A 19,829-nucleotide genomic window follows, 5' to 3' on the forward strand; every position below is an offset into this window, starting at 1 on the left:
ATCATTAATCAAAACGAATAGAAAAAATCCATAACATTATGTTACAAACATGGTTTAAAATATTTTTCAGAAATCAAAAAAAGAACTGGTTAAATACTATTATAAATATTTCAGGTATTACTTTAGGTTTGTCAGGCTTATTAATTGTATTACTGTATCTTAATGAAGAGAAAAGTTATAATCAGTGGAATCCTTTTAAAGACATTGTTTATAGAGTAAATAGTAGTCACAGAGTTAATGGAATTTGGTTTGTAGCAAATGCAGGACAATACCATACTTATAAAAATGAAATTCCTGAAGTTGAAGAAACCTTAATGGTGTCTCCTTTTTACAGAAGTAGAGTAGTTTCCTTTGGAAATGTTTCTGAATTTACAGAAAAAGTAACCCACACCGAACCTCAATTTTTTGATTTTTTCCCATTTGAAGTTATTGAAGGGTCTACTAAAAAATTTATAGAGAGTAGAAAAAATATTGCGTTATCTAAAACCTACGCTCAACGTATTTTTAAAAATGAAAAAGCCGTTGGGAATATTGTAAAAATAGGAACAGAAGAGTTCGTAGTAACCTGTGTCTTTAAAATACCAGGAAATTCACACCAAGAACCAGACTTAATAATTCAGTTTAGAAATCCAATAGAAATCCATTGGGGAAATCATAATTATGAATTATTCTGCAAAGTTAAAAAAGGAACAGACGTTACTCTTTTAAAGAAAAAAATGGAAGACATTCTTGTTCAAAAATTTTACAAGCAACAAGCGGAACAAGGTGGAGTTTCATTAGAGGAATATGAAGAAAAATATGGTTTTAAAAAAGTATTATTAGACCAATTATCTACAATTTATCTTCATAATACGGCAAAGAGAGCAGGACCAAGTGGTACTGGTAATTACCAACTTTTAATGATTTTATTAGGGCTATCTATACTTCTCATAATTATTTCATGCGTCAATTTTATTAACTTGGCAATAGCTTCAGCCAGTCAAAGAGCCAAAGAGGTAGGTGTCAAGAAAACCTTAGGTTTATCAAAAAAGCAGCTTAGTTTACAGTATATTATTGAAGTAATTTTACAAGGGATACTTTCTTTTATACTTGCTTTAATTATAACCGAGCTTACATTGCCATTTTTTAACGAATTTATACAAAAAGATTTATCAATTTTAAATGGTAAAACAATCACGATATTATTAGTAGTTACATTATTTATATCTTTTTTTATGGGAAGTTTTCCTGCCTATTATTTATCTAACTTTAAATCAGTTGAAGTATTAAAAGGAAATATTTCTAAAACAAAAAAAGGAAATCTAGCTCGTAACATTATGCTAGCATTACAATTTTTAATCTCAGGATTTTTCATTATTGGGATGTTAATTATTAATAATCAAATTCAATACATGATGGATAAAGATTTAGGTTTTTCTAAAGAGCAAGTATTGAATGTAGAAATGTTTAACATAGAAGGAAACCAATATGAAAAGTATAAATTGGCTAAAAAAATTCTTTCAAAAAATGAAAATATAATTGATGTTACTACTGCCATGTTTGTACCTGGAGAAGGTTTTGTAAACGGAACAGGGTTCCATTATAAAGACATTAGCTTTAATAGTGCTTCAAATACAGTAGATTTAAATTATATTGATTTTGCTAAGTTGAAAATATTAAAAGGTAGAGGTTTTTCTGAAAGATTTACTTCTGATACTGTTAATAGTATTATTATAAATGAAACTATTGCTAGAAAAATTGGAGTTTATAATGATCCTATAGGAAAAAAAGTACGATTAGGTTGGATGGGTGATGATGAAAAGCCTTTAGAGATTATAGGAATGATTAAAGATTATCATTTTGATGGATTTGATAATGAAATATCTCCTATGTTTTTGGTTTCTTGGGAAACTTTTAGTTTTACAAAAGACTGGATACCATCCATTCAATTTAAGTTAAACACTGAAAACTTAGACACTACTATTGCTACGATAGAGGATTTTTGGAGAACCAATATAGACACTAAATATCCATTCTCTTATGAGTTTTTAGATCAAAAGTTTGCCAAAACTTATGATAAGTATAAAAAACAACAAACTATGTTTTTAATACTGTCTATTATTGTAGTTATCATAGCTTTATTAGGTTTATTTGCGTTAGCTACACTTACAATACAACAACGATTAAAAGAGGTTGCTATACGTAAAACACTAGGAGCCTCTGTTAATGAAATTATGTTTCCTTTAATCACCAATTTTGTAAAAATTACATTAATAGCTTCAATTATATTAATTCCTTTCGGCTATTATTTTATGCAAAACTGGCTGAACAATTTTGTATATAGAATAGAAATGCCTTGGTGGCCCTACATTGCCACTCCTTTACTGTTAGTTTTTTTAGTTTTTGTAGTAGTAGGTATAAAAGCATTCAATGCAACTAAGGTAGACTTGATAAAATATTTAAAATTTGAATAAAATGTTAAAAGTATGGTTTAAAATATTTTATAGAACTAGTAAGAAAAATTGGTTAAATACAATTATTAATATTTGTGGTTTAGCTTTGGGGTTAATAGGATTAATTATTGTCTTGTTATATTACAATGAAGAAAATGCTTATGATGCCTGGAACTCAAACAAAAACATTATTTATAAAGTAGGGCATGCTTTTCCTGATGGGCAATTATTTGATGATAGTACGCACCCTGAAGGGCCTAAATGCAAAGAAGTTATTCCAGAAATAGAGGATTACTTTACAATGCCTTCGTGGTATATAGAAGACTTGCTAGAGACTGATAAAAGAACATTTTATTCAAAAAAAATAGTTTATAGTACGCCAAATTTTTTCAATTTTTTTCCACATCCAATTTTAGAAGGGGATAAAAACAAGTTGTTATTAACTAGAGAATCTATTGTAATTTCTAATAAAGTAAAAACGTTTCTTTTTGGCAGCCAAAAAGCTGTGGGAAAAACTATAAAATTTGGAAAGAAAAATTATATAGTTTCTGGAGTGTACAAACTCCAGAAACCTTCTACTCTTGAACCTGAAGCTATCGTATGGGAAACTACCAATAAAAGTATGCTTCATCATTGGGGTTCTTTTTCCAATCATACTTACTATAAAATAAAAAAAGGAAGTGATATTCAAAAAGTCGAGAAAAAAATACTAAATGTATTTATTGAAAATAACTTTAAAGAAGAGGCTCAAAAGAATGGAATGACACTGGAAAGCTATATGTTACAGTATGGATCTCAACCTTTTCTAGAAAAATTAAGTGATTTTAGATTAAAATCTAAAGGAGATAGTGGTCCGTTAGAAGGAAAAGGTAACTATTTTTTAATTGTAACAATGCTAGGTTTATCAGTTTTAATAATTATAATTTCTTGTATAAATTTTATCAACTTATCATTTGCATCTGCTAGCTTAAGAGGTAAAGAAGTGGGGATAAAGAAAACTTTAGGAACTTCAGTACTTAATTTTAAAATTCAGTATGTCATAGAAGTTTGTTTGCAAGGTTTACTAGCCTTATTCATAGCTTTGGTAGCTGTAGAATTAATTTTACCTTCATTTAACACTTATTTTAAAACCCAATTAAGTCTAAGAAATGCGTATTTACTTATAAAGATTTCTATACTAACCATAATGATTTGTCTATTGATAGGAACTCTATACGCAACTTACTTACAAAAGTTTAAAACCACAGAAGTTTTAAAAGGAAACTATTCAAAAAGTAAAAAGATGATCCTAGTAAGAAACTTTATGTTAGGGACTCAATTTATAATTTCAGGCTTTTTTGTAATCGGTGGAATTGTGGTTTACAGTCAAGTAAAATACATGCATAGTAAAGATTTAGGTTTCTCTGGAAAGCAAATAGTAGCTGTAAAATTATCTAGTAATGAAAAACTGTGGAATAAATACCAATTGGCTAAAAAGGTTTTTAAGAATGAACCAGACATATTAGAAATTTCTACAGGATTAGAAACACCTGGAAATGACAATGATTTCTCTAATGAAGTTAAATACAAAAACAATTCTATTGATACTAAGTTTATTCCTGTTGATTATGGTTATTTTAAAATATTAAAAACAAAAATGCAAGAAGGAAGAGCTTTTTCTAAAAAATTTGCTTCAGATAGTACCAATGCTATTATTTTAAATGAAACTGCTGTAAAACGTTTAAATATATCAAATCCAATACACAAAAAAGTTCATGTTTTCAGCAAGGAATTTACCATTATTGGCGTGGTTAAAGATTATCATGTAAACGGTTTTGACAAAGAAATCAGACCTATCTTTTATTTACATTATAAAAGTATACGATGGTTAAAAAACAATATGAATTCAGTACAATTTAAACTTAGAAAAGGAACTGAAGCCAACACATTGGCAAAAATAGAACGTTTTTGGAAAACACAATTAGAACCTAAATACCCTTTTGTTTACCATTTTGTAGATAAACAATTTAAAAAAACTATTGAAAAATATGAACAGCAACAAACCTTGTTTTTTATACTTACCATTGTGGTTATTATGGTGGCTTTACTAGGCTTATTTGCATTAGCGACCCTTACTATACAGCAAAAATTAAAAGAAGTAGCTATAAAAAAAGCTTTAGGAGCTTCTATTAAAGAAATTATAACTGATTTAATTAAGAATTTTGTGAAAATTGTAATCGTTGCATCTATATTTTTAATTCCAATTTCTTATTTCATCATGCAACAATGGTTAAACAACTTTGCTTACCGCATAAATATGCCTATATCTCCATATATAATAGCTCCCATTGTATTAATTGTTTTAGTTATTGGAGTAGTAGGTATAAAAGCTTATAAAGCTGCTAAAATTGATTTAATAAAATATTTAAAATTTGAATAAAATGAACATATTAAAACTAATTTATCTATCATTAGTGCTAACTAGTAGTAGTTTATTCTCTCAACAAAAAGTAATTCAAATTCAGAAAGACTTTAATAAAGTTATTATTAGTCCACATATAGAAGTAGTTCTTAAACAAGGAACTGAACCTAAAATTGAAGTTGAGAGTATTAACGTATTTCCTGAAAAATTGAAATATGAAATAGTAAATAAAACTTTACAGGTATATTTAGAAGGTGCTAAAACTGTTACCAAAAATAAAAAAGTAGTGTATAATGGACACAAAAGAAAAATTCCTTTATATAAAAATACTGTAGCAAAAGTAATCTTAACTTATAAAGATGTAGCTGTTTTTTCCTTAAGAGGGGAAGAAAAAATAAACTTTAACAGTCAAATACAACAAGATAAATGTGTATTAAGAATTTATGGAAAATCTCATGTTACTATTAATTCAGTAAAAGTAAAAAAATTAAAAACCACCTTATTTGGCAATGGTTATTTAGAGCTAAACCAAGGTAATGTATCTGATCATAAAGTTACTGCTTATGGAGAAAGTAAAGTAATGGCTACCAATTTAAAAACCAATCAAACTAGAATTACCGCTTATGGAGAAGGTGTTTTTCAGGTTTACGCCAATAATAGATTAAAAGTTAATTCTTATGGTGAAGCTACTGTTATGTATAAAGGAAACCCACAAGTAAATAAAGGAATTGTAATAGGGAAATCTACTATACAAAAGCTTTAAAAATATAATACCATTTGGAAACTAATTGGTATAAATACCAAAAATGAAGCCTCAAGAAAATAATTTCTTGAGGCTTTTCTGTATTTACTTTATTGTATTAACAACCTTCATCGTCAAGATATCCATACAAGAAATCATAAAAATTGGTGTTATTTATTTTAAAATTAAAATTAGTAGAATAACTTCCTCCTGAAGATACTCCTATAAATTCTACATATTGTTTAGGTAAAAATTTATCAAAAGAAACCTTTCCAAAGTCATCTTCCACCGTTATCGAAACGAATTTATAGATTAGGTATTCGTACAATAATTTATTAACAGGTCCTCCAGCTAATAAAAAAGCTTGAGGAAGCTGTATTTTTATATTATCCGTAGTAATTGAATTTATTTCAATTTTATTATTTTTAGTATTAAACAAAAATGGTATTTGTAAATCTAAAGAACCTAATCTATCAATCACTTTACGGTATTTACCAAAAACTCGTCTATATAATCTATATCTAATTTCTGTATTTATTTTAACTTTTATTGTATTATTAGTTGTTTCTGTTTTAATAAAGTTATAGCCGGAAAGGTTTACAATATGTTTAAAACCTCCTTTTTTTCCTGTTTTTATTTCTTTATCAAAGTTTGGTAAGTTAGCAACAGCTAATTGTATTACTTGATGACTTAAACCTATTTTTAAAAAATTTCCTGATCCATTTCTAAAAGCGATTGCTTCAAAATACCTGCAAGGATTTTTAGCAATTTCAATAACAAGATGTGCAATAGCACCTGCAAGATGAGCCTTATTTATAGGTGAAGGTTTACCTAATATTTCTTTTTTATCAGATTTTTCATTCAAATCTGTTTTGAACTCTTCTAAACTATTCTCTTTACCTAAGAGGGTTAATAGTTCAGATTCAGTCATTCCTGTTTCTTTAAGGTAAGTTTGATTTATACCATTTACAAAAACATCATTTTTAAAGCTTTCTTCCTCTGAATTTTGAGAAGAAACACTTTTTGAATTAGTAATTTGCTCATTAGTAATAAGGTCTTCATTAGTACACCCCGTACTTATAATAATTAAAAGGTAAAATAACGTTTTGAAAGTTAGTTTTTTCATTGATTCTAGATAATTTAAAGTTTGATTATCTAAAAATAACTTGAAGAGTATTAACTAAAAGTTAAATGAGATTAACTTTTAAGTTAAAAGAAATAGGAGGGAAGTAGTATATAAAAACCCCAAGACAAGGGGAATAGTCTCGAGGTTTTTGAACATCTATAAACTCAGATATAATGAAAACAATTAAATTAAAATTTGTAGTTAACAGAAAGGTTAAATAAACTTCCTAATTGACTAAAGTGATAACCATCATACGTCATTTGTGAATAACGTTGGTTAAATGTAATTAAGTTAGATTGTGTTTTTACTTGAGCAGGATCATTTAAAATTGCTTGTCCAGCTGCATTTTCAGCTACAAATTCCCATTCTGGTAACACGTTTAACAAGTTATTAGCATTTAAACCTATTGTCCAATTATCATCTACATTATAATTTATCCCTAAATCGGTTACAATTTTTGGAATGAATTCGGTTCTTAGATTGGTATCCATACCTTGTTGTTTAAAAGTAGTTTTACCAAAGTAGGTATTGTTTAAAGAAAAATTAAACTTACCAATATCATAAGTAGCTCCTAAAATCCATTTAGTTCTTGGTCTAGACGTAAAGAATAATGCTTCTTGTGTTGCATTTACCACAGATTGACCTGCATCTGCTACAATTTTTGGATTCTTAACCGCTCCGTCTCTCTCATTTTGAATGGTATAGTTTCCAGATAAGTTAAACCCTAATTTACCTGTGCCTAACTCTATATTTTTATAACCAAAAACAAAATCTAAACCTGAGGTTTTGGTATCAATACCATTTACAAAGAAACTTAAGTCATTTAAATTATTACTATTTAAAACCTGATCTAAAGCAGTATTTCCAGCTGTTGTTCTTCCTATTTCTGTACTTAATATAATTCTATCGTCTACTGCAATATTGTAATAATCAATTGTGAATGAGAAATTCTTAAAAGGTTTACCTCCAATACCAACAGTAAAGTTTGTTGACTCTTCAGCTTTTAACTTAGGAATACCTAATAAACGAGCTTGTGGAGATACATTATTTACCAATCCACCAACTTGAATACCTGAACCCGGTACAAAACTGTACTGTGCTTTTTGTGTATAAATTTGATGAAGCGTAGGTGCTCTAAATCCAGTAGAAACAGATGCTCTTAGTGTATATTTATCATCGGCAAATTTGTAACGAGAACTAGCTTTCCAAACAAAAGTACTTCCAAAATCAGAGAAATTTTCAGCTCTTACCGTTCCACTTAATAAAAAATCTTCATTAATATCCCAATCTAAACTAGCATAACCACCTAAATTATAACGATTAAATGTCCCTGAATTTTCTGGTCTATTACCAGCAAATGAATCAGCACCACCACCATCGTAAGAAGCTAAATCTCCTTCTATTACTTCAAAATTTTCAGTTCTAAACTCAGCACCAAATGCTACAGATATTTGGTCAGACAGAATGCGTGAAATATCTATATTCCCTACAATATGATTAAAAGCAGTACCTCCTGGATCAAAACTAATAGGACTATTACCTCTATATTGATTTACAGGAATAAATTCTTCACCTGGATCAGCTATCCCATTATTATTTATATCATTTAATTCAGGTCTATATACATAATTACCATTGTGAGAATTACTTACATTATATGTTTGCTTATTACCTCCAAAAGTTACACTAGTATCAACATTCCATTCATTTAATTTAGATCTAACTCCCAAAGTACCGTTATAATCATTTAAATCTCCTTCAAAAGTAGGAACATATCCATCATAACCTCCAGCATTAGTAGGGTGATTACCAGGGAAAAAGTTTGCTAAATAAGGAAAGCTAGAAAGTGTTCTCCAGTATGGAGTTCTATAATTAGCAAAACTGTTTACTTTCTTATAAACATAGGCAGCATTAAAGTATAGATTACTTTTATCTGTTAGTTTATATTCTCCATTAATCAAAAACTTTGAAGCTGTAGTTTCTGGAGAACCATTTACATTTCCTGCATCTGGTCTTCTTGATAAAAATTCTCTTACTTCATTAATGTCAGCGTCAAATCCTATTACTGGATCAGCTTCACCTTCAGCATCTACTATACCTGGTCTATTTGCCAAAGCAGTTTTAGAAAAATCTACCGTATAATTTATAAAACCATTATCATCACCTATTTTAGTTCCATTATTAACACTTACGCCTAACATTTCTCCATCTCCTTCTCCTGTAATACCTGCTCTAAAGGTTGCAGAACCATTCTTATAATCATCTTTTAAAATAATATTCATAACCCCAGCAATTGCATCAGAACCATATTGTGCTGAAGCTCCATCACGAAGAATCTGTATAGTTTTAATCGCATCTGTAGGAATTCCAGAAATATCAGCACCAGTTTCACCTCTACCAGGTGATGTTTGTGTATATAATAGCGCACTTAAATTTTTACGCTTTCCATTAATAAGAATTAAAGTTCTACTAGGTCCCATGTTTCTAATTTCATAAGGATCTAATAATGAAGTAGCATCATTAACAGGTGTATTTACTGTATTGAATGATGGTATTTTATATTGTAATGCTTTATCAAAAGTTGTTTGTCCAGTAGCTTGTAATTCTTTAACCCCTACAATATCTACTGGTAGTGGACTTGAAGTATTACTTCTTGCTGGTGTTCTACTACCTGTTACAACTACTTCATCTAATTGAAGTCCTTCTTTTAATGTGATTGTAATATTAGTTCTTCCATTAACAGCAACTTCCTGTGTTTCAAACCCTGAAAAGCTTACTACTAAAGTAGCGCCTTCTTGTACATTTAATGTAAATTTCCCATCAAAATCTGTATTTGTTCCATTTTTAGTGCCTTTTTCAAGAACATTGGCACCTGGCAAGACTTCATTATTGTTGTCTTTTACCGTACCTCTTATTTGTGTTTGTGACCATATAATGGTGCTAAACAATAAGGTACATAGTAGCATTGTGAGTTTTTTCATAAAATAAAAAATTAGTTAATACTTTGAAGGTATTTTGTTTTGTTAACGAATACCTTACGTTATTAACAAGCTTTATTTTATTTTTTTATACTCTTTTTAAAATCTTTTTTTAGAAAAAAACTTGAATTTTGCTATAATATTGAGTTCCATTGGTTCCCATTTGAACCGCATCCCATAAACCGCCACTATCAGTATTTATACCTTGTTGAGTAGGATAGGTGTTGAATAGGTTATTAGCTCCTAATTGAAAAGTAACTTTTTCAGATAATTTATAAGATGTATGAACATCTAAAGTGTATTTAGCCAAATAATAATCTTTAGCCGCATTAAGACGTTCTTCAGGTGAATTATTAAATAAGTCAAGTGGTTTGTATACCTGCCAATCAATTAGTTGTAAAGCACTAAATCTAGTTAAAGTACCACTAACCAAGAATTTTTCTGTAGCGTAATTAGCATTTAAGATTAATTTGTGTTTTGGTGCTGAAGCCAATAAAAAGTATTGTTCTCTATTTCCAAAGAATGTTTCAATATCTAAACCTTTGTTGTTAATCTTTGAAATTTTCATTGTATTAAAATTACCTGTAAAATTCAAATTGATTTGAGACTTATTAAGCTTTTTTAACCAATTTAGTTTAACATCAAATCCATAAGTATCAGTATTTACACCATTGGCAAAGAATTGTACATTCTGTACGTTTGTGTTAATGGGTGAAGCATCAAAGTTTCCGCTTAAAATAATTCTATCTTTAATAAAAATATAGTAAGTATCAATTCCAAAACTTAATGCTTTATTGCATTTATGTAAGAAGCCAAAACTATAATTTATAGCTTTTTCTTCTTTTAATTGACTTATTCCAAACTGTTGTGTTATGGGGTTGTTATTAGCGATTAAAAAAGACTCTGTAGCTTTATTATCAATATAATTAGTGAACTTTAAATTATAATAGATTTGGGCTAGAGAAGGAGCTCTAAATCCAGTACTAAACGAGGTACGTAAGGTTGTTTTTGGTGTAAGTTTTAACCTAGAAGCTAATTTTGTATTTAGTGTACTTCCAAAATCACTGTAATTTTCAAAACGTAAGGCTGTAGCTAATAACCATTCTTTGGTAAAATCAAATTCACTATCAAAATAAATACTAATACTACTTCTATTTCTGTTTACTTCATTTTCTGGTGAATAACCCGGAAAACCTTGAGAACCTCCTGGTCTAATTACACCATTTAAATTCGGTATTTCACTTAAAGGCGTATCTTTGGTTACAGGAAAACCATTACTATCATAGGATGCATATGAAGCTTCTTCTCCTGAAAATATTGCATAATTTTCTATTCTATTTTCCAAACCAAAAGCAATATTTACACCTTTAAATACGTCAGAAAAGTGTTTAGACATGTCTATATTTGTTGTGTTTTGACGTAAGCTATGTCCTCCTGCATCAAAATCTTTAGGAGATTTATCTAATAAAGTGGCATTTAATGTTTGTTTTATGAAATAATGAAAGTAATTTTTACCATAAGTATTACTTACATCTATATTCCAACCTCTATAAGCACTTTTTACACCTATAGAAACAGATTTATCTACAATATTAGAAGTGATTAAAGGATTGAATCCTTCTGGATATATGCTAGTTATATTACGTTCACTCTCTTTTTTTCTTGTAAAAGCATATGCGCTAGTATTTCTATAATTAAAACCACCGTTAGCATAAAACTTCGTTTTGTAATCAATAGGAACTTCTGTATTTAAAAAAACACTACTACTTGTTAAAGCAGCATCACCATAATTTTGTCTAATCATGGTTCCTTGTCTAAATGTATGGTCTTTAGAAAGAAATTCAGCCGAGATATTTACAAATCCTTTTTTTAAAACCTTTGCACCATAATTAAGTCCTACTTTATAGTTAGCTCCATCAATACCTTTTCTTTTGGCATTGGTATTATTATTTGCATTATAAAAACCTACAGAAGAAGTGATGCCAGATATATTAGTAGTATCTTTTAAAACCACATTAATTACACCAGCAATAGCATCTGATCCATATTGAGCAGAAGCACCATCTTTTAAAATTTCTATTCTTTTAATAGCTGCTGTAGGTATGGTATTTAAATCGGTTCCAGAGTTTCCTCTTCCTCTTGTACCATATAAATTAATTAAAGATGCTTGATGCCTCCTTTTTCCATTAATGAGTACAAGTGTTTGGTCAGGACCTAAACCTCTATAAGTAGCTGGAGTTATATGATCTGCACCATCTGAGCCAGATTGTTTTGTGGCATTAAATGAAGGAACTTGTGCTTGCATAAACTGATTTACTTCTAACAATTGGCTTTTTTGAGAAAAGTTTTTTAGTTCTATAACATCTGTAGCTACGGGTGAATCTATTTTTTGTCTTTTTTGATTTCTGGATCCAACAATTAAAACTTCATCCAATTTAACACCAGATTTGAGTATGACTTTTACAAATTGTGCAGAAGGTAAAACAGTTTGGCTTTGGTAACCAATATGGGTAATTGTTACTGGATTGTTTTTTATTAAAGGGAACTCAAAAGTACCATCATTTTTAGAAATAGTTCCGTTTAGAGTTAAACTTTCAATAATATTGGCTTTGTTAATGGGTTCATTCTTTTCATTTACTACAATTCCTTTTAATATAGTAGTTGATTGTATGTTATAAATGCTATCTTTTAAACTATTCGTTAGTTTATTATTTTTAGAAGTATTGCCATTTCTGTTTAAACTGCTATATATTACATAATACTTATTCCCTAAGTATTCTATTTTAAAATTAGTCACTTTTTGAAGTAATGTAAGTGTTTCTTTTAATTTTAAGCTATAAAATGGAGTAGGGTTGGTTACTTTATTTTTAAGGATTAATGGATTGTACGTAAAGTAAATTTGGTGTTTAGAGCTTACAATATCTAAAACTTTGGCTAGAGGGATTTCTTTTTTTTGCTGAGCAATTATTTTAAGATGAAAAAACACGAAACACAGGAACCACAAGCATCTTGTTGTCGAAGTTTTTAAAATCATAAAATTAATTAGTCGTTTTTGTACACCACTAATTTAGCATTTTCTTTTTTAATAGTAATATTTGCAGACTTTTTTACAGCTTTTAAACAAATATTAAGGTTGGAAGTTGGAACAGTACCTGTAATTACAATCTCTTTAGTATCTTCAGAATTATATGTAAACTTAACTCCGTAGGTTTTTGTTATTTTATTTAAAACCTCTTCTAAGGTATTATTTTTAAATATTAACTTTCCACTTTTCCATGAAGTTTTATCTTCCTTTGAAACGATTGTTTTTTCAACAATAATTTTATTTTTTTTAGAGGAGTATTCTATATAATTTCCAGGAACCATCTTTTTGGAAGTTCCATTATTTAAATTTAACCAAATATCACCTTCTTCTAAGTATACATTTGTTTTTAATGGCGTAGTGTTTACATTAAATTCAGTTCCATAAACTTCTACTACCAAATCATTGGTATTCACCCAAAATTTAGCATTTGTAGTTTTCTTTTTATGTACTTTAAAATAAGCCTCGCCTTCTAACCATACTTTTCTTACCTCATTTTTGTAGTATGAAATTTTTGAGTTGGCATTTAAGGTAACTGAAGTTCCATCTTTTAACTTTAACTCTAAAACTTCTCCATATCCCGTTTTATGAGTTATTAGTGAAGGAGTTAAATAAGTATAAACAGAAAAAGAAATGGCTAATAAAATACCTGCAGCTATTGCAAATTTTACACGTGTTTTTTTAAAAAAAGAAACTTTATTAGATTTTTTTTCTTCTTCTAAATTTTGAATGGTTTTTAATTTGGATTCCAATTTATTCCATTCCCTATTTATTTTTTCCTCAGAAACTGGTGTTTTCTTAAAACCAATACCCAATACTATATCACGCGCCTCATAAGCCAGCTGTTTTTTTGCGGGATTGTTTTTTAACCAAAAATCCCAAAAAGAAACATCGGACAACTGACCATTGGTAGCCCAGTTTTTAAATGAAGCATCATTTAAAAAGTCTTCTATAGTATTGTATGTCTTTTTAGCCATTAATCTGAGTCAATTGAGCATATATAAATATAAAGTACTAAAAACTTTTAATATACTCTTTTTAACTGGACAAATTTATAAATTTAATAATTGTGAAACAGCAATTTCTTCTCTTAAATTTTTTACTGCCTTATGTAGCGTATTTACTACGCTTTGATAATTAATATTCATAGTTTCTGCAATCTCTCTTGGTTTTAAATTGCAATGAAATTTTAAATAAATAACTTCTTTTTGTCTTTTGGGCAGTTTATTAATAAGATTGGCTAAGTTTTTATTTCTAAAGGTAGTGGCTTCTTGGTTTGTAATAAACTCTTCAGGTGTAAAATTAATATCTACTATATTATGGTCTATATCTCTTACAACTGCATATTTATTACTTCTATTAATTCTTTTAATGATAAATCTTCTAAAAGAAGAGAATAGGTAAGGGGCAATCTTATCTAAATCACTTAAATTTTCTTTATGCTCATAAATGTATACAAAGAAATCTTGCAAGCTATCTTCTGTAAATTCAACATCTTTTGAAATTTTTAAACCATAACTGAATAAAGGTGAATAAAACTTTTTAAACAGTACAGAAAACGCTTTAACATCGCCTTCTTTCAGTGATTTCCATAAAATTTCGTCAGATAAATTTCCCATTAAAATAGTAGTAATTGCTTCATAAATGTAGTAAAAAAAAATCAAAGTCCTAAAAAACTGTTAAAATAGTTGGTTGATTTCGTTAAAAAACACTGGTCTAAAACTGTTAAAATAAACCAAGTAAAATGCTATATTTGCACTTGCAAAAATTTTCAATAATATATTATAATGAAAGCTGGAATTGTAGGATTACCAAACGTTGGAAAATCAACATTATTTAACTGTTTATCTAATGCCAAAGCACAAAGTGCAAATTTTCCTTTTTGTACAATTGAACCAAACTTAGGAGTTGTAAATGTTCCTGATCCAAGATTGGAAAAATTAGAAGAGTTAGTTGATCCTGAAAAAGTAATTCCTGCCACAGTTGAGATTGTAGATATTGCTGGTTTAGTAAGAGGAGCTAGTAAAGGAGAAGGTTTAGGAAACCAGTTTTTAGCTAACATTAGAGAAACTGATGCTATTTTACATGTGTTACGTTGTTTTGATAACGACAACATTGTGCATGTAGATGGTTCTGTAGATCCTATTAGAGATAAAGAAACGATTGACATTGAGCTTCAGTTAAAGGATTTAGAGGCTGTTGAAAAGCGCATGGATAAAGTAAAACGTGCAGCTAAAACTGGAAATAAAGAGGCGCAAAAAGAGCAAGAAGTTTTAGAAAAAATTCAAGAAGCTTTATTAGCAGGAAAATCTGTTAGAGCAATAGAATTTACTGAAAAAGAGGAAGAATTGGTAAAAACTATGCAGTTTATTACCGCTAAACCTGTGTTATATGTATGTAATGTAGATGAATCTTCTGCCAAAGATGGTAATGCTTATGTAGAAAAAGTAAGAGAAGCTGTGAAAGATGAAGATGCTGAAATTATTATTTTAGCGGTAGCTACAGAAGCTGATATTACTGAATTAGAGGATTATGAAGAGCGTCAAATGTTTTTAGCAGATATTGGTTTAGAAGAACCTGGCGTTTCTCGTTTAATTAGATCTGCGTATCAATTATTAAACTTACAAACGTATTTTACTGCTGGTGTTAAGGAAGTTAGAGCTTGGACCATTCATGTAGGTTCAACAGCACCACAAGCTGCTGGAGTTATTCATACCGATTTTGAAAAAGGTTTTATTAGAGCTGAAGTTATTGGTTATGATGATTATGTAACGTATGGATCAGAAACTAAAGTTAAAGAAGCTGGTAAAATGCGTGTTGAAGGAAAAGAATACATTGTTTTAGATGGTGATGTTATGCATTTTAGATTTAATGTATAATTTATAAATAGTAAAAATCGAATTGTGATACTGATATTAGAAAATTGAGGTATCACAATTTTATTTAACAAACTCTATTTAACAAGTGCTGAATGTAATTTGTTTATAAACTTCAAAAAACTAAATAAAGCTGAAGGCTTGGTGAAAACTAAAAAAAAAGTATTCATAGCGTATATGTATTTGTACGAATTTGGACTATTTTGTTATAATTATTTTTTAGAAATAAATTCCTTTTATTTTAATAGATAAATCTCTGAATATTCTATTTGGAGAGAGGTTTAAACTATCATTTTTTTTAGGTTTACAAGTTAAGTTCGGTATGTTTTATTTAGAACATCATCCTTATATTTAACATATACATACTGTTATTTGTTTAAAAAGTAACTCAAAAAGTTTACGCATATTTTATTCATTTGAATTTATTTTTTAATGCATAATAATTTTTTTTGTATAAATACCTAATTCAGAGGTTAATTTCAAAACATAAACTCCTGGCCTAAGACCTTGTAAGGGTGTTGTCTCAGCTTTTAATCTATCAATATTTAGAGTTCTTGAGATAATTATTTTACCATTTAAATCACTAATTTCTAATTTAAGATTATTCTGTTGTCTTTTAGATAAAACTTTTATATAATTTGTAGTTGGATTTGGGTATATGAATATTTCATTTTCTAATAAAGATATGTTATCTACTCCTAAAGAGTTGTATTCTCTTGGTAAAAGTGCCCATTTAGGATTACCATTTGTAGAGGGTAATACTTTTTCTTCAACCCAGTTCCATGCTGTTTCTGAATTTGGTTGATCTGTTAAATATGACATAGCACCTAAAGCAAAATGAGGATATGAATTTCCTGGCCCCCATGTTAGTTTTTGATTAAAATCTAGTTCAGCATTGTAATTTTCCTTATATCCTATTAATGTTTCTTTCCAAGTTTCAAAGTATGCTCCTTCTTTATTTTTAATTGGAATTCTCGGAGTAGTAATCAAGTAAGGATTGTAATCAACGTCATTAATTTGCTCAATTAGGTTTGAAGCAAACCAAGAACGAATTCCATCTACTTTAAAACCTAGTTCTTTGGCGGTTCCTAATGCAAAATGTAAAAAGTTGTATTCCCAAGGTGAATGTGCTCTACTTGTAGTTTCTGGATTAATTGGATCTTGTAAATGTCCTAAAGATCCAACATTCCAATGTTTTAATGGAGAAGGAGTAAATATGCTATTGTCGTTTCCCCAATTATATAAAAATGTGTTCTCATGTACAGTTCCCCTAATGCTTCTTTGTCCTTCCCAAAGTGCTATAGCATCATTTGTTAAGTTTGTAAAATGTTGTTTTTCAGGAGTGTCGTCAGGACATAAAAAAGTGGTTCTAACTCTATTTCTAAATACCCAAGCATAGCCTCTAATTTGAGCACTAGCTCCGTATATACCTCCATACTTACCTGGACCTCTACCTTGAACGGGATTGTAATATAAACTATGATAGGAAGCCCAAAATTGCATTTCTTCTAAGTAAAAATAATCTCCAGTAACAATGTATTGTAAAGAAAAAGGGTCAGGACAATGTGCAGCATCAGGGTACCAAGGTAAGTATTCATCTGGCGGTGCAGAAGACCATTGATTCGTAGCCCAAGGCCCTACAATATTAACCTTGTCAGTATCTAAAGTTGCTGCTGTAGAACTGTTTATGTAAGGCATATGAGTCATTAAAGTTTCCCTACCTATTACAGATATAGGTTTTCCAATAGCTTCAATTATATTGTTTCGGTCATAAAATCGTGTTGTTCCATTTCTTTGAGAACTTCCCTCCCTAAAATGCATTGGCCAAGAAGCAGCCAATTCAGCTTGGTTTAAAGCTACTTCTGAAGCTTTGTCATTCCAAGTGTATAACCAATTTGTAGTTGTTCTAGGGTATGGTCCTATGTCTTGTCTTTGACCACTTTGTGGCATATATGGAGCCCATAAACCATATTCATAGAGTTCATTATTATTTTTCCATTCATTATAAGTAGAATCAATGTTGTTTGGATCTATTGTTTTGGTTAAATCATAATTTGAAACATATCGAGTTGCTATTAAATAAGCAGTATTATGATCAATTTTTATTTTGGAAGGTGTTTCAGCCCAATATTTACGTGAAAATCGGGAAGCAACATACATTTTTAAAGGAGCTTTGTCTTGTGGAAGTTGATACACAATTTTGGGGTCAGTTAACCCAATCCTCATAGTAACATTGTCAACAACAATATCCTGTAGTGATTCTGTATTTGCAATTTCACCGATGAATCTAATAGAGACCTTATTTATAGTCGGCCAGAAGGTAGCATGAAAAATGGGTCTGAATGATTTGTGTTCGTCAAAACCGATATCATATTTGCTTATGGAATGTCCCCCAGAGGTTAATAAGTTTTCATGGTTTGCTAGAATAATGGTATTGGCTATTTGTCCTGAATTCCAAATGGTATAATCGTTATTGATGAGCATCGAACGGGCTGAAGCATTAATTGTGCTTGCTTTTGTTAATTTAATATTAGCATCAAAGTTATAGTTTTTATGTAGCATTTCAGAAGAAGTAAGAGGGGTAGTGTTGCCATTCAACTGATTTTGAAATGTTATAATTTTAGTACCATAAGCTTCTAATGTTGGTATTAAAAATGAAATGATAGCAAATTTTACACTACCATCTTCGTACCTGTTTTTAATATTAGCTTGAGTTGAAATTGCAGTTCCATTTACTAAAACTTGAGGGAAGTTTTTAATTTCGCCTTTAATAAATGGTCTACCAATTTGAATAGGGTAGTTGGTAGTTGTAACTCCCTCTAGATCAGTTATGGTAATTGTGTTTTGTTGAATAAAGGCCCAAGAAGTATTACAAAAGAGCATTATATAAAAAAGTAAATAGTTATAAAAGATTCTCATAATCGAGGAGGTTTTCAATATGATTTATTTGTTATTAGTTTTTTTGTAATTCTTTTAAAATGGTTTGATATTTTTTTAAATACATCATGTTGCCCTCATCCAAAAGCATAATGGCTTGTTCAATAGCAAGTTCCGCTTTATTATGATCACTAAAACTTTTATGAGTTTTAGCCAAATTAAAGAATGCTTTGTGTGATTTTGGTTGATATTGAATAATTTGTTTAAATATTTCAATAGCTTGGTTATATTGTTTTTTACGAATAAGTTTTTCCCCTACACGTTCTAAACTATTTCCACTATTCCATCTTGATATTGTAGGAAGTATTTTGTAGCCATATTCCTTAGATAATTCTTCGTAATATTGATTGATATTCATGAGAGTATTTTCGTTTGGTATTGAAAAAACTCTATAATCGACATCCCATTTTTTCAATGGGAAAATCATTTTCATAGCATTTATATATGCGGGTAATACAATACCATAATGTGTTTCATTAGAAATAATTTCTGAACTAACTTTAATACTATTCGATAAATAAGGGGTAACTTTATTTTGAAATTGATTTAAATTCATACCAATTTGTGGTGTGTTTTGAATATCAGAATCAGCAGAAGCTACATATAAATTTAGAGTTCTAGGATTTTTTTTAATAGAGTTTTCAATAGCTGAAATTAAATTAGAATTTGAAGAGTATCCCATACTTAAAAAATCACCCGCTGCTATTGCTATATATCCTTGAAATAGTTTGGGTTCATTTAAAAAAGTATGAAATACTTGTGGAGTTGTTGAAGATGTGCCTAAAATAATATTATATGGAGCGACACGTAAGTTTGAGGCTAAATAAGGAAATAATTCGTTTTTAAAGAAAGTATTGAATTCGTTTGGATCTCCATCAAATGGCATTTGCTTCCATTCTATAGGCCAAAATTTACTTCCGTTAGTATATAATTGAGGGCCATAACTTTTAGAAAACCTATTAGGAAAACTAATAACAATACATTCGGGAATACCACTTAGAGTACTTAAATGACTTGTTGTGCTCACTATTTGCGAAAAAAACTCTGGCTCTAATACTACTATTACAGGATATACTTTTTCTTTACTATATAATTTATAGTCTTTAGGAAGAGATATGTTAACTAAAACCTGTTCTTTTAAAACTTTTGAGTTTATTTTATGTTGTTGATAGTTATACAAGCTAACATCTTTTTGGGCGCATAATACCCCATTTACTAATAAGAAACAAAGAAGAATTAGATTTTTCATTAGTTA

General features: G+C 29.2%; 11 protein-coding genes. 4 read left to right on the forward strand and 7 right to left on the reverse strand.

Going from position 1 to position 19,829, the window contains the following annotated elements:
• Nucleotides 1–38: 38 nt before the first annotated feature.
• From ABNT65_RS04490 to ABNT65_RS04500, 3 genes are read left to right on the forward strand one after another with little or no spacing between them, the layout of a single operon-like run.
• Entirely contained in the window at nucleotides 39–2,453 is a 2,415-nt protein-coding gene (locus ABNT65_RS04490) for an ABC transporter permease (RefSeq protein ID WP_348747285.1), read from the forward strand.
• Nucleotide 2,454: 1 nt separating this feature from the next.
• Nucleotides 2,455–4,851 (forward strand): ABC transporter permease, encoded by a 2,397-nt coding sequence (locus ABNT65_RS04495; protein ID WP_348747286.1) that lies wholly within the window; start codon nucleotides 2,455–2,457, stop codon nucleotides 4,849–4,851.
• A gap of 1 nt (nucleotide 4,852) precedes the next feature.
• Nucleotides 4,853–5,596 (forward strand): head GIN domain-containing protein, encoded by a 744-nt coding sequence (locus ABNT65_RS04500; protein WP_348747287.1) that lies wholly within the window; start codon nucleotides 4,853–4,855, stop codon nucleotides 5,594–5,596.
• A gap of 97 nt (nucleotides 5,597–5,693) precedes the next feature.
• On the opposite strand, the gene ABNT65_RS04505 is transcribed toward ABNT65_RS04500, so the two are convergent.
• The 5 genes from ABNT65_RS04505 to ABNT65_RS04525 form a co-directional block, all read right to left on the reverse strand.
• Nucleotides 5,694–6,701, reverse strand: coding sequence for a hypothetical protein (locus tag ABNT65_RS04505; RefSeq protein ID WP_348747288.1), 1,008 nt, complete (start codon nucleotides 6,699–6,701; stop codon nucleotides 5,694–5,696).
• A 188-nt stretch (nucleotides 6,702–6,889) separates the two neighbouring features.
• On the reverse strand, nucleotides 6,890–9,682 hold the full coding sequence (locus ABNT65_RS04510) for a TonB-dependent receptor (RefSeq protein WP_348706687.1): 2,793 nt from the start codon (nucleotides 9,680–9,682) through the stop codon (nucleotides 6,890–6,892).
• 109 nt (nucleotides 9,683–9,791) lie between these two features.
• Nucleotides 9,792–12,665, reverse strand: coding sequence for a TonB-dependent receptor domain-containing protein (locus ABNT65_RS04515; protein ID WP_348747289.1), 2,874 nt, complete (start codon nucleotides 12,663–12,665; stop codon nucleotides 9,792–9,794).
• 56 nt (nucleotides 12,666–12,721) lie between these two features.
• A complete protein-coding gene (locus tag ABNT65_RS04520; RefSeq protein WP_348706683.1) occupies nucleotides 12,722–13,738 on the reverse strand; it encodes a FecR family protein in 1,017 nt (338 codons plus the stop codon).
• Between the two features lie 75 nt (nucleotides 13,739–13,813).
• Nucleotides 13,814–14,380, reverse strand: a complete 567-nt coding sequence (locus tag ABNT65_RS04525) for a sigma-70 family RNA polymerase sigma factor (RefSeq protein ID WP_348706680.1) — start codon at nucleotides 14,378–14,380, stop codon at nucleotides 13,814–13,816.
• 168 nt (nucleotides 14,381–14,548) lie between these two features.
• On the opposite strand from ABNT65_RS04525, the gene ychF reads away from it, so the two are divergent.
• Complete coding sequence (ychF, locus tag ABNT65_RS04530; RefSeq protein WP_348706677.1) at nucleotides 14,549–15,640, forward strand: redox-regulated ATPase YchF; 1,092 nt, start codon at nucleotides 14,549–14,551, stop codon at nucleotides 15,638–15,640.
• A 426-nt stretch (nucleotides 15,641–16,066) separates the two neighbouring features.
• Here the strand turns inward: ychF and ABNT65_RS04535 are convergent, their stop codons facing one another.
• Both ABNT65_RS04535 and ABNT65_RS04540 read right to left on the reverse strand, forming a co-directional pair.
• Nucleotides 16,067–18,556 carry a T9SS type A sorting domain-containing protein gene (locus ABNT65_RS04535; RefSeq protein ID WP_348747290.1) on the reverse strand — a complete coding sequence of 830 codons (2,490 nt, stop codon included), beginning with the start codon at nucleotides 18,554–18,556 and terminating at the stop codon, nucleotides 16,067–16,069.
• A gap of 34 nt (nucleotides 18,557–18,590) precedes the next feature.
• The gene (locus ABNT65_RS04540) at nucleotides 18,591–19,823 is read right to left on the reverse strand and encodes an alpha/beta hydrolase (protein ID WP_348747291.1); all 1,233 of its coding nucleotides are present in this window, start codon (nucleotides 19,821–19,823) and stop codon (nucleotides 18,591–18,593) included.
• Between the last annotated feature and the right edge of the window lie 6 nt (nucleotides 19,824–19,829).

This window comes from Tenacibaculum sp. 190524A02b (assembly GCF_964036645.1).
GTDB classification, from domain to species: Bacteria; Bacteroidota; Bacteroidia; order Flavobacteriales; family Flavobacteriaceae; genus Polaribacter; species Polaribacter vairaonense.

What these genes read in the sequence shown, in the direction of transcription:
- ABNT65_RS04490 (WP_348747285.1), top strand. Translation starts at nt 39, where the DNA reads ATGTTACAAACATGGTTTAAAATATTTTTCAGAAATCAAAAAAAGAAC.
- ABNT65_RS04495 (WP_348747286.1), top strand. Translation starts at nt 2,455, where the DNA reads ATGTTAAAAGTATGGTTTAAAATATTTTATAGAACTAGTAAGAAAAAT.
- ABNT65_RS04500 (WP_348747287.1), top strand. Translation starts at nt 4,853, where the DNA reads ATGAACATATTAAAACTAATTTATCTATCATTAGTGCTAACTAGTAGT.
- ABNT65_RS04505 (WP_348747288.1), bottom strand. Translation starts at nt 6,701, where the DNA reads ATGAAAAAACTAACTTTCAAAACGTTATTTTACCTTTTAATTATTATA.
- ABNT65_RS04510 (WP_348706687.1), bottom strand. Translation starts at nt 9,682, where the DNA reads ATGAAAAAACTCACAATGCTACTATGTACCTTATTGTTTAGCACCATT.
- ABNT65_RS04520 (WP_348706683.1), bottom strand. Translation starts at nt 13,738, where the DNA reads ATGGCTAAAAAGACATACAATACTATAGAAGACTTTTTAAATGATGCT.
- ABNT65_RS04525 (WP_348706680.1), bottom strand. Translation starts at nt 14,380, where the DNA reads ATGGGAAATTTATCTGACGAAATTTTATGGAAATCACTGAAAGAAGGC.
- ychF (WP_348706677.1), top strand. Translation starts at nt 14,549, where the DNA reads ATGAAAGCTGGAATTGTAGGATTACCAAACGTTGGAAAATCAACATTA.
- ABNT65_RS04535 (WP_348747290.1), bottom strand. Translation starts at nt 18,556, where the DNA reads ATGAGAATCTTTTATAACTATTTACTTTTTTATATAATGCTCTTTTGT.
- ABNT65_RS04540 (WP_348747291.1), bottom strand. Translation starts at nt 19,823, where the DNA reads ATGAAAAATCTAATTCTTCTTTGTTTCTTATTAGTAAATGGGGTATTA.